Origin of the sequence: Desulfitobacterium chlororespirans DSM 11544 (assembly GCF_900143285.1) — a bacterium.
GTDB lineage: Bacteria > Bacillota > Desulfitobacteriia > Desulfitobacteriales > Desulfitobacteriaceae > Desulfitobacterium > Desulfitobacterium chlororespirans.
Window position 1 is genome coordinate 457,026 of sequence record NZ_FRDN01000004.1, and the last position, 14,444, is coordinate 471,469.

The window sequence follows — 14,444 nt, forward strand, 5'->3', positions numbered from 1 at the left end:
GGTGCCTTCCATCATGTTATTTGCGCCGGAATTATGTGCATATACACATTTATTTTACTATTGCCCCCTCCAAGGTGTCAATCATTCAAATACCTCTTACCGCTGCAAGACAAAAGAAAAAATCAATTTCTATTATTATTTCAGTTATTTTACCCCCATCCTTGCCATAGCATAGCAAAGACGGGGGTGAATCTATGCCTTTCAGTCTTGGTGAATTATTGGTTGTGACGATGATCATTCATATGATCGATACCTTTGCCTACGCCGTACGCCTGAACTCTGTCAAAACCGGCCAGTTTGCTTTATCAGTCACCCTGTTCAACCTCTTTTACCTCATCTCCCTCGTTGCCCATACCATTCAAGCCCCTATGATCGGCAGCTTGATCGACAGTTCCATCAGCCAGAGCATAGATCCCCTTCCTCAATTGCGCAGACTCATCTTGGCGGCCACGGCCGGCACCTTTGCCGGCATCCTTTTTATGCCCACTTTTTTGCAGTTTTTTCACCGCGCTGTGTTTAATTTGGAGAGGGCCGGTTCCGTTCCTGCCATTGTGCGGGAGGCTGTAAAGATACGCAGCCCGGGCCGGTTGCTGCATTATTTTACTTTGCCGAGCAAAAAAATGGTTCGCAATCTTCCCTTCCAAAAAATCCCCAAAGAACTGATCGCTCTTAACACCCTGGTTACCGGCATATACACCGTCGGGGGCATGTCGGCCTATTATGCCGCTATCCTTGTTCCGGAAGGACACCGCCTGGCAGCGGCTGCTTCAGCCGGCTTCCTTAACACCTCAGCCAATATCATTTTCATGCTATTTGTCGATCCTAAGTCCTCGATTATTACCGATCAGGCTTTGCGGGGCAACCGCCCCTACGCCGATGTCAAAGCCCTGGTCGTTTTTTTGATGAGTGCCAAGCTTCTGGGAACATTCCTGGGACAATTGCTGCTGGTTCCGCTGGCCCAGGCGATTGCTGCTTTTTATCTTTAGTTTTCGTTTCCGATTTGCAGCATTGCGTAATTTGGGATATGCTTTTGAAGCCAGTAAGCAAATCAATACGCTTTCTATCGGCGAATCTCATGATATATTTCCGCTAAAGTAGCCCTAACCGGCTACTTTTTTTGCTTCTCAGTTATATCATTTGCGCATTTTGCTCATACTGTACATAAAGTACAGCATATGATACTATTGGAGGTGAGGGAGGAATGACCATGTTGACTGAATTACAGTTTACTGAAGCCAGAAGTCAGTTTTCAACCCTGTATGATTCTGTATTTAACTCTTTTAATCCTGCCATTGTAAAAAGAAAGCAGACCGAACAAATCGCGATGCTTCGGGTTGATCTGCTCAAGATGATACTGGATGATTATAAATTAAATCCGGAAGTTATTCAGGAAGACGATGGCTCAATAACACTTGCCCTTGACACACTTGAGATTTATGTCAACAACTCGACATTAGATTTAGCCGCTGCGGACTTAATTGAAGACCTTAAGCTCTATGCTCAAGATTATTTAAAACGTTCCCAGTTATTTCTCCATTCGCCAAACCGAACACACCATTTTCCCTATATATTGAGGATTATGTTGTGCGAAAACGATGATGAAATCCGTGCGCTGGCAGGATTATAAACTATGGCACCAAAGTTTGGAGATTTGAAGCATTTTTGTGATAAAAACGGTTGGATCATGGTCCGGAACACGGATCATTGGTACTATGAAAAAGTCCTGAATGATGGAACTCTTCTACGAACCAAAATAAGCCATGCCGTTAGCAAAGAGATTCCTCAAAATCTATGGGATAGAATTCTGCGCAAACAACTTCATATAACTGAGAAAGATTTTTGGAAAGGACTTTAATGGGCCTTGAAAACTATTTGTATCATCCGTCAAAGCAACCCTAACCGGTTGCTTTTTTTGCTCTGCCGGTTTTCATTTTGCTCGCCCATGAACAACGAACGCTATACCAGCCGCCAATAACCCCACAACGGCTGAAACCAGCGTTTTAAAAACTGCCATATGCTTTATGCTTTCAGCAAAGTATTCCATCGGTGGAGCATATAATTTAATCCGAAAACCTGGCCAATAGCAAAGCATCAAATATGCGGCGATAAACACAACAACAAATAAAATTAAAGAAGTAATCGGCTTTTGCATTGATCCTTCCTGCTTTCCCACCTCAAAATGTAAATTATCTTGTCTATGATTTCGGATAATGTTCATAAATTTGCTGTCACACAGTGTATCTTGAAGAGTCGAGGACGGCATTGTCTTAGGCACTAAACGAAATCGCCCCAAACGAAATAATAAATTCTTCCAATTCTAAGCTCTCATTGTAAAGCAAAACATGCAATTCATATTTATCGCTTGTTCTATATACTTCATCATATAGCCACCACGACTTTTCCAGAGTGGAATCGCGTTTAAGTATCTTGTAATCCTCAAAACGAATTTGATTTATATTCGTAAAACCTCCCGAAATAACAAGCCCTAATTATTTCCGCGAATTATGATGGTTTCACACTTTTGACAGCAATATGCCTGCTCATACGCCCCTAACAAATTGGCTCCCTTGACCATAATATCGCCCTCATATTCTTTAGGTAAAAACGATAGCCTGTGTTTTTTCTTACTCCATATAATGATTCTCGGACTTTGAATATAACCCTGTACCATATCTCCATTGCAGTACGGGCATACCTTTAGTTCTTCCATGGCAACTACCCCCTATCACCATTATAGTGTTCTATCCTATCTCCCCTGGCTCCTGCCATGGGCGAACGCCTCAATAGCTTTCTTCCCCCGCTTGAAGCAAGGGTTCATACATCATCAGCGCATGATTCTCTGTGACAAACTCATCGGCGAGCAGGTCGCCGCTTAAATCCAACACCTTCCGCTTGATCACATTGTGCCTTGTATAACCGCCCCACCATTCCTGCTTGATTAAGTGCTGGCTTTCATAGATTTGGAAGGTGCGTGAACTGGGATGCTCACATCGCCATTCCCCTTCCAAATCATTATCCCCCACGCTAACCAGCAGTTGATATTCATAGGGAGTATCATTTCTGATCTGCAGATCCACATAATTATAGACAACTGTTGCACCACTGCCGAAGGGCTGAGTCCGGTTGGCATCGGGAAAAACGTCATGGGTGTGGCGCCAGCGTTCTGTGATCGTCAAGGGGGTATGCAGAGTCATCCAATAGATAAGGTTGGAGAGCTGGCACAAACCGCCGCCCACACCCGCCGTAAATGAGCCGTTTGTCAAAACCATTCCTTTTCGATAGCCTTTAGCTTGTGTCGGTTTCCCAACCAAGCGCCAAAAGGAAAAAGTCTCCCCTGGTTTCACCAGAATCTTGTTAATTTTTCCGCAAGCCAACTTCAAGTTGGCTGCTTTATTTTCCTGCAGCCACATATCCACATGGCGTAAACGCCTGTACAATGGCGTTTTATGGGTTGCCACACCATGAGCAAGCTCCTTCTCTCCTGAGCTCAAAGCATATCTGTTTGACCGGTTAAATGTCCACTGCCAATATCGCCGCCAGGTGAAATATATCCTCCCTAAGGTCATGCGCAGTTTTGAACGGGAAACCGGCTTGCTGGTTTGATAACGGTAGCTCAAGCCATTTACCCCCCTTTAATCATTTCATGCTTTCATTTCTTTCCTGCCAATACCAGGTTGGAACGGGATTCTTCATATTATCAAACCAGCCTAGTACCTCCTCTGCCTGTTTCTTCATTGTGTCAATTTCTTCTTTGCCAAAGGGGATGGCCCAGGGAATTGAGGAGAGCAGGTTGCTGGAAATGTAAAATATCAGCAGTCTAAAAAATTCAAGGGGAGGTTTTCCGCCAAAATAGCCGTCAAGCTGACCGGTAGCGAATGGAGGACTGACTGCTGCGCTCCACACGATGCGGTTGAATTCCTCCCAAGGATCACCGAAATCAAAGCGGTTGAAATCAATGATGGACAGGGTATTCTCTCCTGAGATGATCATATTGCCTACATGATAATCACCATGCTGACAGCACTGGAGTCTGCCGGAAAGGAGATGACGGTTGTTTTCGATGTATCCGATCATTTCATCGTCACCGTTCAGCTTTATCCCGCAGGCCTGATATTTTGCAATTTTATGGCTGGCCTTGCGGTTAAAGCGGCTGCTCCATTCTTCCTTTTCTTCCGGAGCAGGAAGGGAATGAATCCGTTTGAGTATTTCACCGGATTGCTTTCCCAGCCGGTATTGCTCTTGCTCTGTCAATCGTGGCAGAACAAGCTCCGCATCCTCGCCCTCACACCATGTAAGCAGCAAATACACACTCTTTCCATGGTCACATATTCCAAAATCCACAGGGTGAGACATGGGCACACCTAAGGCCGCAACCTGCCCCATCATTGCAAACTCGGCCTTTTTTCTGCTGTATTCCGAGCTATCGGCTATGCGCAGAAGAAGCCTCCTGCCCTCCGCAGTTTCTATGTAATATTTCTGATCACTGGACCAGCCTTTATGGAGCGGCTCAACTCTGACAAAGGTTTCATAACCCCTGATATTCTTCATTTGTCCCCCTCCTTTCAGACTCTAAATGAGTGAAATCATTTTCTTCAACCCTTATTATGTTTTTAACAGCGTTACACTAGTCCGTCTTCTCTTATTCTAAACACAAAAAGGCGGCTAAATCTATAGGAAGATCATTAAGATCATTTCCCAAGAGATAACCGCCTATCGCGTAGAGTGGGATAGCTTTCTTTCGACCCGGTCAAATCAGCCTGATATTTTACGGTACTCACCAGGCCGCAAACCCATGCTCTTCTTAAATAGCTCGGCAAAACGGCTGGCACTTTTATACCCCACGGTTTGGGCAACCTGGCCGATGGTAAGATCCGTCCCAGAGAGCAGATATTGGGCCCGGCTCATCCGCCGCTGCTGGATGTACTCGGTGATGGTGCAGTCATGAACGATCCGGAAAGAGGTTTTCAGCTTGGTCGTGCCCATGCAGGCAATCTTGGAGAGCTGTTCCAGGGGCAGTTCGCAGGGGTAGTGGTCGTTTATATAAGCGGTTACGGTTTCGATCTGCTTTCTGTCACGGTCTGCCAGCTGGAGCTTCGTGCTCGGAAGATGTCCTTTATGCCGCTCTACCACCAAGGATACCGCCTCGGCGACCTTGCCTTCGTAAAACAGCTTAGCCGCGATACCGCTGCCCCGATAGTTTTTCACCTGTTCCAGCAGCCGCACCATCTCCGGGAAATGCTCGGTCTGGTCAAGAGTTTGAAAGGCCGCCAAAGGATTCACATACTCTCCGGGATATTGCCGCCTCAGATAATCCTCATAATAGGCCGGCATGATCTCAATGCCAATGCAGCGAACGGGGATTCCCCCGTGAATCAGCACCCGGCAAGGAGCCTCGCCTCCCACAAAGGCCTTGGTGCATCCGGCGCTCAGGGGGCGACGAGGAGTCAGCTCCTCACCTGAAACCGACTCATAATAGGTAATGCTCAGACAGGCCGGCAAACGGAACTCAATAATCATGTCCTGATTAAAATAAAAGTCATGGATCTTTATATCAAACAGATCTCTTTGCCCATAGGTCCAGTAGTATCCCGCGCCATGATCCCCAATCAGCTCCCAGCATAACCCCATTGCACCGAAACGCTTATTTTCCGGTCTGGGAACAAATCCGTTTTGAGTAAGGATGGGGGCATAGACTTCCTCAATAACATCGGTCACTGGGATCACCCTCCTGCCACGATCGGACGCAATTTTATCGGAAACAGACGAAGCTCCACCAGAACCATTGCCCGAAAATCCCCGGCATAGTATGTTTGAGATATCACAGTTAGCCTCGTCTAACTGTGATATTAGCACATATCCAAATTACCGTCAATCGGAGGGGATATGCCAGCCTTTATTGAGGAGGATTTATCTATGGCCAATCAAACTTACCTGAACAAGCAGGGCCTGACCGTTAAGGATCTGGTCACCATCGGCATCTTTACAGCCCTGCTCTGGATTACCATGCTCATCGGCGGACTGCCTCTGGCTCCCAACCCGGTCACCACATTTTATATGCCTTTGAGCGCCGCACTCTTGGGCGGTCCCGTGTTTCTGCTGCTTGTGGCCAAAGTGCCCAAGCGCGGGCCCATCGCCCTGGCGGGGATCTTGATCGGTATCATCTGGTTTGCCACCGGCATGCACTGGGCGATGGATCTCGGGTATGTCCTGGGCGGTATTCTGGGTGATTTCCTTGCCGGAACGAAGAAGTACAAGAGTGTCAAAATGAACATCCTGGCCTATATCTGCCTGAGCCTTGGCTGCACAGGTTCCTATCTCTGCTTTTTTGCCGACCCGGTCACTTGGGGCAGCTATATGCTGGAGGGCGGCACCTCGGCAAGTTATATCGAGACCATGAACGCCGCAGCCCAAGGCTGGATGCCTTTTGCGATCCTTTTCGGCACCGTGGCCGTGGCGGCCCTCAGCGGCTGGGCAGGAAGCAGGCTGCTGAAAAAACAATTTGAAAAGGCAGGCATCACGGCATGAACGGAAGCCCACGCCTTAGGTTCGATCCCCGGACCAAAATCCTGCTGATTCTGCTCTGTGTCCTCTCAACCGCTATGGCTCCCAGCCTGAGTTATGTACTGGGGCTGGTGTCGATGATTGCCCTCCTGGGGGTTTCAGGCGGGAAAGGACTCTACGCTTTGGTGGGGCTGATGGCCTACACTGTCCTGTTTCTTTTGACAAAAGCCTCCCTTGCCGGTGGGGAGACAACTCTGCAAACCACTCTGATCGCCTTCCTGGGCCTGTTCCATAAAGTCTACCCCAGCGGATTTCTGGCGGGGATTGTGATTGCCACCACCAAAGTCAGCGAATTTCTTTCCGCTATGCACAGAATCCGCGCCCCCAAATCCCTGACCATCCCCCTGGCGGTTATGCTGCGCTACCTGCCCACCATCCGGGAGGACTGGCGCTTCATTAAAGACGCCATGCATCTGCGGGATGTATCCCCTTCCCTCAAGGGGCTTCTCATCCAGCCTGTCATGACGGCGGAATGCCTGTACGTCCCTCTCATGATGTCGGCCTCCCGGGCTGCGGACGAACTGTCCATTGCCTCGGTCACCCGGGGAATTGAGAACCCTGCCCCCCGCACCTGTCTGACCCGGATCCGCTTCGGACTCGTGGATCTGTTGACGGTGTTCTGCTTTGGGGTATATTTTGCCGCAGGGCAGTTCCTGTAAGGAGGGGAAATAGTGATCCAATTCGAAAATGTTTCTTTTGCCTATGCCGGGCAAACCTCCGGAAACCTCAGAGAGTTAAACCTTACCATTGAAAGCGGCGAATGTGTGCTTTTCTGCGGCCGCAGCGGCTGTGGAAAAACCACCGTCACCCGGCTGGTCAACGGTCTTATTCCCTACTTCTTCGCCGGAGAACTGACCGGGCGGGTGGTGGTCAACGGTCTGGATATTGCCCGGACCCCCATGTACCAAATCGCCGGGAAAGTGGGATCCGTCTTCCAAAACCCGCGCACCCAGTTTTTTAACGTGGACACCGACAGCGAAATAGCCTTCGGCATTGAGAACGAAGCTTTGCCACCGGAGGAGCTGCACCGGCGGGTCAAGGAAACGGCCGGGGACCTCCGCATCCAGAAACTGCTGGGACGGAATATTTTTGAACTGTCCGGCGGGGAGAAGCAAAAAATCGCTTTTGCCTCTGTTTACGCCATGAATCCGCAAGTTTATCTGCTGGATGAGCCCTCTTCGAATCTGGACATGAAAGCCATCCGGGAACTTAAGGACCATCTGCGGCTGATCAAGAGCCAGGGAAAAACGGTGCTCATTGCCGAACACCGGCTCTACTATCTTATGGATCTGGCGGATCGGATCGTCTATCTGGAGGAAGGGCGGGTCGCCGGAATTTACACCCCTTCCCAACTGGCGGCTTTACCCGATGATGCGCGCTCCCTCATGGGCCTGCGGGCCGTGGACCTCGATAGGGTCCATCCTGTGGAAAAGCGCACCCTTACCGGCTCCCCTGTCCTGACCCTGCAGGACGTAAATTTGCGCTATAAAAAGCACACTATTCTTGAGAATATCTCCCTGCAGGCTGCCAGCGGCGAAATCATCGGTGTGATCGGGCATAACGGGACAGGAAAAACCACTTTCTCCAGAGCCCTCTGCGGCCTGCACAAGGACTGCGGGGGCAGCTTTTTTTGGCAAGGCAAAGAAGCCCAGCCTAAAGCCAGGCGAAAAAGCGCCTATATGGTCATGCAGGATGTGAATTATCAGCTTTTTGCTGAGAGTGTGAGCAAAGAGTGCGCCTTCGGCATCAAAAATCCGGACCGCTCTCTGATCGAGAAGACTCTCACAGAGCTTGACCTGCAAGGACTGAAGGAGCGTCATCCCAACACCCTCTCCGGCGGACAGAAACAGCGCGTCGCCGTAGCGGTCAGCATGGTATGCGGCAAAGAGGTGCTTGTTTTCGATGAACCAACCAGCGGCCTTGACTATGACGGCATGGCCCAGGTGGCGGGACTCCTGAAGAAGCTGGCCCAGCAGGGTAAGGTGATCTTTGTGGTGACCCATGATGTCGAATTGATTGGCCAAGCCTGCTCCCGGGTCCTCCATTTCCACGCAGGGCGAATGCCGGAGGATCTGGCGGTAACCCGTGGTAACGAGGCAAGACTTCGGGCTTTGTTCGTGATGGGCCTGGAATAGCAAGAATATCCTCTAAGAAAAATATTCTTTAAGAGAAAAGCCTGTGTAAATGAACGGGCCTGTTCATTTGACACCGGCTCTCCTCGTCCCCTTGTCAGGATAAAGAATCTTGATCCTAATTAGCAGAGAGTACTAATGAAAAGCAGAAATTTTCAAACTATACTAAATACATAAGATTACGAGATCTCTTTCCCGGAGAGAGCAACCCAAAATTAGCGAAGTAAGATCATTCGTAAGGGGGATGATAACTTGAAGCTGACAGTTCTGGTGGATAACAACACGATTTTGTCCAATAATCCCCATTTCAAAGACAGGTACTTTCTAACCGAACCCGGGCTTTCTATCTATATAGAAGCAGACGGAAAAAAGATTCTTTTTGATACCGGTCATACCAGTGTTTTTCTGCAGAATTCCGAAAAAATGAATCTTGACTTTTCTGACCTTGACTATTTGGTTCTTTCCCATGGACATGTCGATCATACGGGAGGGTTAAGAAGTTTAATTGATTTTTATCAAAATCAAGGAATAACCCACTTAAAGGATAAGCCAACTTTGATCGCACATCCGGAATGCTTTTTATCTAAAGTGGATAACCCCTGGGGTGAAATAGGCTGCGGAATTCCTGAAGCTGAAGTAGCTTGTCATTTTCAACTGCAACTGAGCAGAGAACCTTTATGGCTTACCGAGAATTTAGTATTTTTAGGAGAGATCGAACAAAGCAATGACTTTGAAAACCTCACCCCTTTGGGGAAAGTCTATAAGAATACCGAAGGTCAAGACGATTATATCCTGGATGATTCAGCCCTTGTCTACAAAAGCAGCAAAGGGTTGATCATTATAACAGGTTGTTCTCATGCAGGAATATGCAATATCACGAAGTATGCGCAAAAAGTCTGTCGGGATGAACGTGTTATTGATATTATAGGTGGGCTTCATTTAATCAATCCGGGTCCTATCCAGATGGAAAAACCAAAGAATTTCTTAAAAACGTTGCTCCCCAGACCATTCGGGCCTGTCACTGTACCAGCTTGGGGCCCAAGATCGCCTTGGCAGAAAGTTTAAATGTGGAAGAAGTCGGGACGGGATTGCAGCTTGAGTATCAGCACTGATGATCTGTTTAAGCAGGATGAAGATGAACATTGGTTTATTATTGATTCATAAAAATCCCCTGAGCCTCTCCTCAATCTGAATCCAAAAGTTGCGAAAGGGGAACTGATCAGAAAAATAGGACTCAACCTTACTCCCATAGCTGCCATCAATTACCTCCTCAATATGAAAAACAGGCCATTGGGCTAAATAGCGCCGCTCCTCTTTCGAAAAAGTCTTATCCGGAAGGGCCAGATGCATGATCAACATAACAAGCATCAATACAAAGGGAAGCATGCCAACAGCATTCCGGATCATAGTAAAATTTCCTCTGTTCTTCATTCTTATATCCTCATCTTTTCATATCCTCATCTCTCATATCCTTGTATTCTCATCTTGCTATCTTCTCATCTCCCCATCCCCGTCCTCCGGGCTAAAATCGAAAATAGATAAAGGGATTATAGGTTGAACCCACCATATAGGCCGTCGCCAAAAACAACAGCACACAATAATACAAGCTTACCGCCCATTGATATTTACGGCCATCAACCCCTTTCAATAACGATGCCAGCTTCCCCAGCCCAGGCGATGCGGCAAGGATACCAACGCTGTATAAAAGGGCATAAGCTTTTAGTTTCATAATGTCTTGAGCATCAATGAGTCCGTTTCCCCCTCTTCCCAGCATGCTCTCCAGAAAACCCAACCCATCCGCCAGGCTGGTGAATTCAAAAAACACCCAGCCTATAATGACCAGCAACAACAGATAGATATGCCGGACAGCCCGGGGCCATCCCGGCAGCCAGGTCTGCAAAAACAACTTTTCTATAGCGATTAAACTGCCAAAGTAAATCCCCCATAAAACAAAATTCCAGCTTGCTCCATGCCAGAGCCCGGTGAGCAACCAAACCATGAGCAGGTTCCGCAGCATTTTCCACTTCCCGGCCCGGCTCCCGCCCAGAGGAATATAGACATAGTCCTTAAACCAGGAGCCCAGAGAAATATGCCACCTTCGCCAAAACTCCGAGACGCTTTGTGCCATATAGGGATGCCGGAAGTTTTCCTTAAAACGGAAGCCAAACATCTTGCCTAAGCCGATGGCCATATCGGAATAGCCGCTGAAATCGAAATAGATCTGCAGGGTAAACGCCATAATCCCGGCCCAGGCCAAAAAAGCCGACATTTCTGTGCCTGGCATGACCTTTACTTCGGCCCAGAGCAGGCCCAGAGGATTGGCCAGCAGCATTTTCTTGGCTAGACCTCCCAGGAACCGCCCCATCCCGGCGTAAAATGTTTTGAAGGTCATGCTCCGGTCCGCTAACTGGGATTCGATATCCCCATACTTCACAATCGGCCCGGCCACCAGCTGGGGGAACATAGCAATATACAAAGCAAAAAGCAGCAGGCTTTTCTGTGGTTTTATTTTCCCCCTAGTGACATCGATCCCATAGGATAGGATCTGAAAGGTGTAGAAGGAAATTCCCAGGGGGAGGGCCGGCGCCTCCCCCTGCACATTCCAACCGCCCATGGCTGTGAGCGTACTTATGATCATGGCGAAGTACTTAAAATAAGTGAGACAGCCTAAATTGAACACCAGACTGATGATTAAAAAGAGCTTACTCTTCCCGCCACCGGCATCATCCTTGCCTAAGCGAATCCCCAGCCAATAATTGATTAGAATGGAACCGCACATCAAGAACACATAGACAGGCTCTCCCCAGGCATAAAAAAACAGGCTGGCCGTAAGCAGAACACCGTTTCTCAACCGCTTTCCCAAGCAATAATAGAGAAGAATGGTAACCGGCAAAAAAGCAAAGGTAAACAGCAGACTGCTGAAAAGCATCGGTCTCTCCCCTATAATGCTTCAGAGAGTTTCTGCAGCCACAGTGCGTAAAATTCTTTCTGAAAATGTATACCATCTTCAGCAAATAAAGCGGGATTTTCCCTGGCCAAAACTCCGATATCGACATAATGAATCCCTGATTGGTCTGCAATCTCTTTTAAGATCCCGTTATATGCCTCGATTCCTGCATAGCGGGGTTCTTGTTTTAAGGCCTCCTGAGTTACAGGGGTTATGGATTGGAGATAGATTTCAACACCGGGCAGCTCCTCCTTAATCCTGTTGATCAGCTTCCGTAAATCCTCTCCGAATAATTCCTGAGGATCATCCACAGGCATGAGGATATCCACAGAACCCAGCATGATAAAGACCTGATCCGGCTTCTGCTCAACCAAAGCATCCAGATCATCATAGGAAAAGCCGGCTGTAGCCCCCGCCCCCGCGATAACCTGTTCTTGGGGCAGGATTTCATTGAAGGCGAACCCTTCGGTAATGGAATCCCCCATAAATACACTGTTCCTAAAGTCAGCCGTAACATTTTTTTCTCCAGTCTCTGTCCCCTTCCCGCAGGCCGTCATACCCAGCAGCAGCATCCCTATCAGCAAACCTATCATCAGCTTTTTCATCTGAAGCGCCCCTTTTCTTTATCATCTTCCCAGATAGTACTACAGCCAAATGCAGAACAGGTGCAGATGAGGTCAAGTTTAGATAGTGTCTTCGGTTACTCGACTGTTTCCATTAAAACAGGCCGGCATGTTCACTGCCGGCCTGTCATAAAAAGGGGGCCAGATCTGACCAGATAATCGATTCCCATGAAAATCGGAATCATTATAATGCGTATAAGTGTTAAAAGATTAGGCAGGTTCATGTGCTCCTCCCCTTCTATATCGCGGCTTCCACCCTCTTTTATCACTATAAGAAACTATCGCCCGCTGAACAGTCTTCATAGGAAATGGTTTATTAATTCTTCTGTCCAGTCAACCGGTCTTTCCCAAGATAAAGAAGGAAGGCAATAACAACCGGAAGAACAGCCAAGAGGTAAATCATTCGATAACCGGTTATCTCCGCAACAGCCCCCCATGTTATTGCCCCTACACCAATCCCAATATCAAATCCCACAAAGAAGGTTCCATTAGCAGCCCCACGACGGGCAGGCAGAACGTCACGCACTGCCATTGCCATTAAAGCCGGCTGTACCGCCCCAAAACCGAGACCGTAAACAAAACCTGCCACACAAAAACCGCTTAAAGAATGGGCAAAATACAATATGAGCAAGGCAACCGATACTGCCAGAATTCCAGGTATTATGGCGATGGAGTAGCCTTTCTGATCAGATAACCGTCCGAAAAGCGGCCGCGAAATAAACAAAGCAACGGCATATACCGTAAAAAAGGGTCCAATATTATTGATGCCTTGCTGCCCAGCATACAGGGCAATAAAGGAAATCACCGCACCATAGGACATGGTCAGAAACAAAATGATTAGACCGGGATAAATCGCCGACTTTTCGAAAATACTGCCCCTGTTACCTTGAGGTGTTTGTTCTGATTTTTGATAGCGGATCATGAGGGCTATGGCCAGGCAAAGCAACACCGATAAGGCGCTGACATTGAAAACCGCGCCCATTCCGTACCGGTTCAGAATGCTTAAGCCCAGTACCGGGGCAATGGCCATGGAAAGAGTACTGGTAAGACCAAAGTAACCCATTCCCTCCCCTAAGCGGGATTTAGGGGTTACATCTGTAGCAATCGTGCTCGAAGCGGTGCTTGCGGCACCCCAGCCAAAGCCATGGATAAATCTTAATATAAGCAATATCAAAATGCCCGGCGTCCAATGATAAGCGATGACGCATAAGCCAAAGAAGACCAGCCCTGCCAAATACACCCCTTTTCTTCCGTAAAGGTCTAACAGGCGGCCGGTAATCGGTCTGATGATCACCGCTGAAAAGGTAAAAACGCCGACAACTAATCCGGCAGCAGTAGTCGAGCCGCCTAGGTTTTCCGCATAAACCGGCATAATCGGCAAGAGCATTTGAAACGCCAGCGACATAAATAAACTTGCCAAAGTAATCAGTATAAAGTCTCTGGACCACAGTGACGGCTTGCTAATTGACTTCTCTTGAGCATCCATTCTCCAAACCGACCTCCTCTAATTTGAAAAAATGTCTTCAGCGACAGCCAGACCAGATTTTCACCCAATATAATTGTCATGACAACTTAATTGGCAAAAAAAATAAGCTCACAAGTTATCGTAAATTCTATTAAGTATTTGCAATAATTTTTGGGTATCCTGCTCATTGATCCCTGTCAAAGCTCGATTTATTTTTGCTTCAGCTAAAGGTATGAGGATGTTTTTTAATTCTTTCCCCTTATCTGTAAGATATATTAAGTATGAGCGGTTATCATCTGAATTTACTACTCTGAAAATCAACCCCTTTTTCTCCAGTTTTTCTAATATCCTTACCGTTGTGGGCCGATCCTTCGATGTCAGTTCTGCTATGGTTTTAGGTGTAATCCCTTCCTGTCCCCACAGACATTTCAGTATTCCCCACTGCTCCGGCGTTACATCATAGGGTTTTAAGCATTGGATTAATGAATTTTTAAGTTTAGTATTGGTACGATTTAAAATAAATCCTAGTGAATTAGGATTAATGGTCACAGCCGCACCTCCTTAATATAATTGTCAAGACAATTATATTAGAGTGACTTATACTATGTCAATCTATTCAGCCTATTTAATAAATTAAGCGAGGGACAGCCCTTAATCACCTAAGCCTTTATGCTTTGGTGATTAAGGGCTGTTAATACGTTTTCAGTGTCCAATCT

18 protein-coding genes are annotated in these 14,444 nt (G+C 47.5%); 7 read left to right on the top strand and 11 right to left on the bottom strand.

What is annotated here, in order from left to right:
- Nucleotides 1-194: 194 nt before the first annotated feature.
- The 3 genes from BUA14_RS04975 to BUA14_RS04985 all read left to right on the top strand — a co-directional run bounded on the left by BUA14_RS04975 (nt 195) and on the right by BUA14_RS04985 (nt 1,855).
- Nucleotides 195-986 carry a lipid II flippase Amj family protein gene (locus tag BUA14_RS04975; RefSeq protein ID WP_072771556.1) on the top strand — a complete coding sequence of 264 codons (792 nt, stop codon included), beginning with the start codon at nt 195-197 and terminating at the stop codon, nt 984-986.
- 215 nt (nt 987-1,201) lie between these two features.
- Entirely contained in the window at nt 1,202-1,627 is a 426-nt protein-coding gene (locus tag BUA14_RS04980) for an exoribonuclease R (RefSeq protein ID WP_084078438.1), read from the top strand.
- A gap of 3 nt (nt 1,628-1,630) precedes the next feature.
- Entirely contained in the window at nt 1,631-1,855 is a 225-nt protein-coding gene (locus BUA14_RS04985; protein WP_072771558.1) for a hypothetical protein, read from the top strand.
- Between the two features lie 72 nt (nt 1,856-1,927).
- Here the strand turns inward: BUA14_RS04985 and BUA14_RS04990 are convergent, their stop codons facing one another.
- From BUA14_RS04990 to BUA14_RS05015, 6 genes are all read right to left on the bottom strand, one after another.
- Complete coding sequence (locus BUA14_RS04990) at nt 1,928-2,152, bottom strand: hypothetical protein (protein ID WP_072771559.1); 225 nt, start codon at nt 2,150-2,152, stop codon at nt 1,928-1,930.
- A 115-nt stretch (nt 2,153-2,267) separates the two neighbouring features.
- Nucleotides 2,268-2,477 carry a DUF4085 family protein gene (locus BUA14_RS28955; protein WP_084078440.1) on the bottom strand — a complete coding sequence of 70 codons (210 nt, stop codon included), beginning with the start codon at nt 2,475-2,477 and terminating at the stop codon, nt 2,268-2,270.
- An 8-nt stretch (nt 2,478-2,485) separates the two neighbouring features.
- A complete protein-coding gene (locus BUA14_RS05000; protein WP_072771560.1) occupies nt 2,486-2,710 on the bottom strand; it encodes a PF20097 family protein in 225 nt (74 codons plus the stop codon).
- Between the two features lie 70 nt (nt 2,711-2,780).
- Nucleotides 2,781-3,617 (bottom strand): VanW family protein, encoded by an 837-nt coding sequence (locus BUA14_RS05005; RefSeq protein WP_072771561.1) that lies wholly within the window; start codon nt 3,615-3,617, stop codon nt 2,781-2,783.
- 19 nt (nt 3,618-3,636) lie between these two features.
- Complete coding sequence (locus BUA14_RS05010; RefSeq protein WP_072771562.1) at nt 3,637-4,548, bottom strand: aminoglycoside phosphotransferase family protein; 912 nt, start codon at nt 4,546-4,548, stop codon at nt 3,637-3,639.
- 204 nt (nt 4,549-4,752) lie between these two features.
- Entirely contained in the window at nt 4,753-5,715 is a 963-nt protein-coding gene (locus BUA14_RS05015) for a helix-turn-helix domain-containing protein (RefSeq protein WP_072771563.1), read from the bottom strand.
- Between the two features lie 198 nt (nt 5,716-5,913).
- Here BUA14_RS05015 and BUA14_RS05020 point away from each other — a divergent pair, with 198 nt between their 5' ends.
- The 4 genes from BUA14_RS05020 to BUA14_RS05035 all read left to right on the top strand — a co-directional run bounded on the left by BUA14_RS05020 (nt 5,914) and on the right by BUA14_RS05035 (nt 9,758).
- Nucleotides 5,914-6,525 (top strand): MptD family putative ECF transporter S component, encoded by a 612-nt coding sequence (locus BUA14_RS05020; protein WP_072771564.1) that lies wholly within the window; start codon nt 5,914-5,916, stop codon nt 6,523-6,525.
- Nucleotides 6,522-7,220 carry an energy-coupling factor transporter transmembrane component T family protein gene (locus tag BUA14_RS05025; protein WP_072771565.1) on the top strand — a complete coding sequence of 233 codons (699 nt, stop codon included), beginning with the start codon at nt 6,522-6,524 and terminating at the stop codon, nt 7,218-7,220. Before BUA14_RS05020 ends, BUA14_RS05025 begins: the two co-directional genes overlap by 4 nt.
- 12 nt (nt 7,221-7,232) lie before the next feature.
- Nucleotides 7,233-8,696 (top strand): ABC transporter ATP-binding protein, encoded by a 1,464-nt coding sequence (locus BUA14_RS05030; RefSeq protein WP_072771566.1) that lies wholly within the window; start codon nt 7,233-7,235, stop codon nt 8,694-8,696.
- A 249-nt stretch (nt 8,697-8,945) separates the two neighbouring features.
- A complete protein-coding gene (locus tag BUA14_RS05035; RefSeq protein ID WP_242954552.1) occupies nt 8,946-9,758 on the top strand; it encodes an MBL fold metallo-hydrolase in 813 nt (270 codons plus the stop codon).
- Between the two features lie 93 nt (nt 9,759-9,851).
- On the opposite strand, the gene BUA14_RS05040 is transcribed toward BUA14_RS05035, so the two are convergent.
- The 5 genes from BUA14_RS05040 to BUA14_RS05060 all read right to left on the bottom strand — a co-directional run bounded on the left by BUA14_RS05040 (nt 9,852) and on the right by BUA14_RS05060 (nt 14,277).
- Nucleotides 9,852-10,124: a DHHW family protein gene (locus BUA14_RS05040; protein WP_072771567.1), complete on the bottom strand. Its 273-nt coding sequence runs from the start codon at nt 10,122-10,124 to the stop codon at nt 9,852-9,854.
- Nucleotides 10,125-10,215: 91 nt separating this feature from the next.
- Nucleotides 10,216-11,622, bottom strand: coding sequence for an MBOAT family O-acyltransferase (locus BUA14_RS05045; protein ID WP_072771568.1), 1,407 nt, complete (start codon nt 11,620-11,622; stop codon nt 10,216-10,218).
- An 11-nt stretch (nt 11,623-11,633) separates the two neighbouring features.
- Entirely contained in the window at nt 11,634-12,245 is a 612-nt protein-coding gene (locus BUA14_RS05050) for an SGNH/GDSL hydrolase family protein (RefSeq protein ID WP_072771569.1), read from the bottom strand.
- A 334-nt stretch (nt 12,246-12,579) separates the two neighbouring features.
- On the bottom strand, nt 12,580-13,749 hold the full coding sequence (locus BUA14_RS05055; protein ID WP_072771570.1) for an MFS transporter: 1,170 nt from the start codon (nt 13,747-13,749) through the stop codon (nt 12,580-12,582).
- Between the two features lie 108 nt (nt 13,750-13,857).
- The gene (locus tag BUA14_RS05060; RefSeq protein ID WP_072771571.1) at nt 13,858-14,277 is read right to left on the bottom strand and encodes a MarR family winged helix-turn-helix transcriptional regulator; all 420 of its coding nucleotides are present in this window, start codon (nt 14,275-14,277) and stop codon (nt 13,858-13,860) included.
- Nucleotides 14,278-14,444 lie beyond the last annotated feature (167 nt).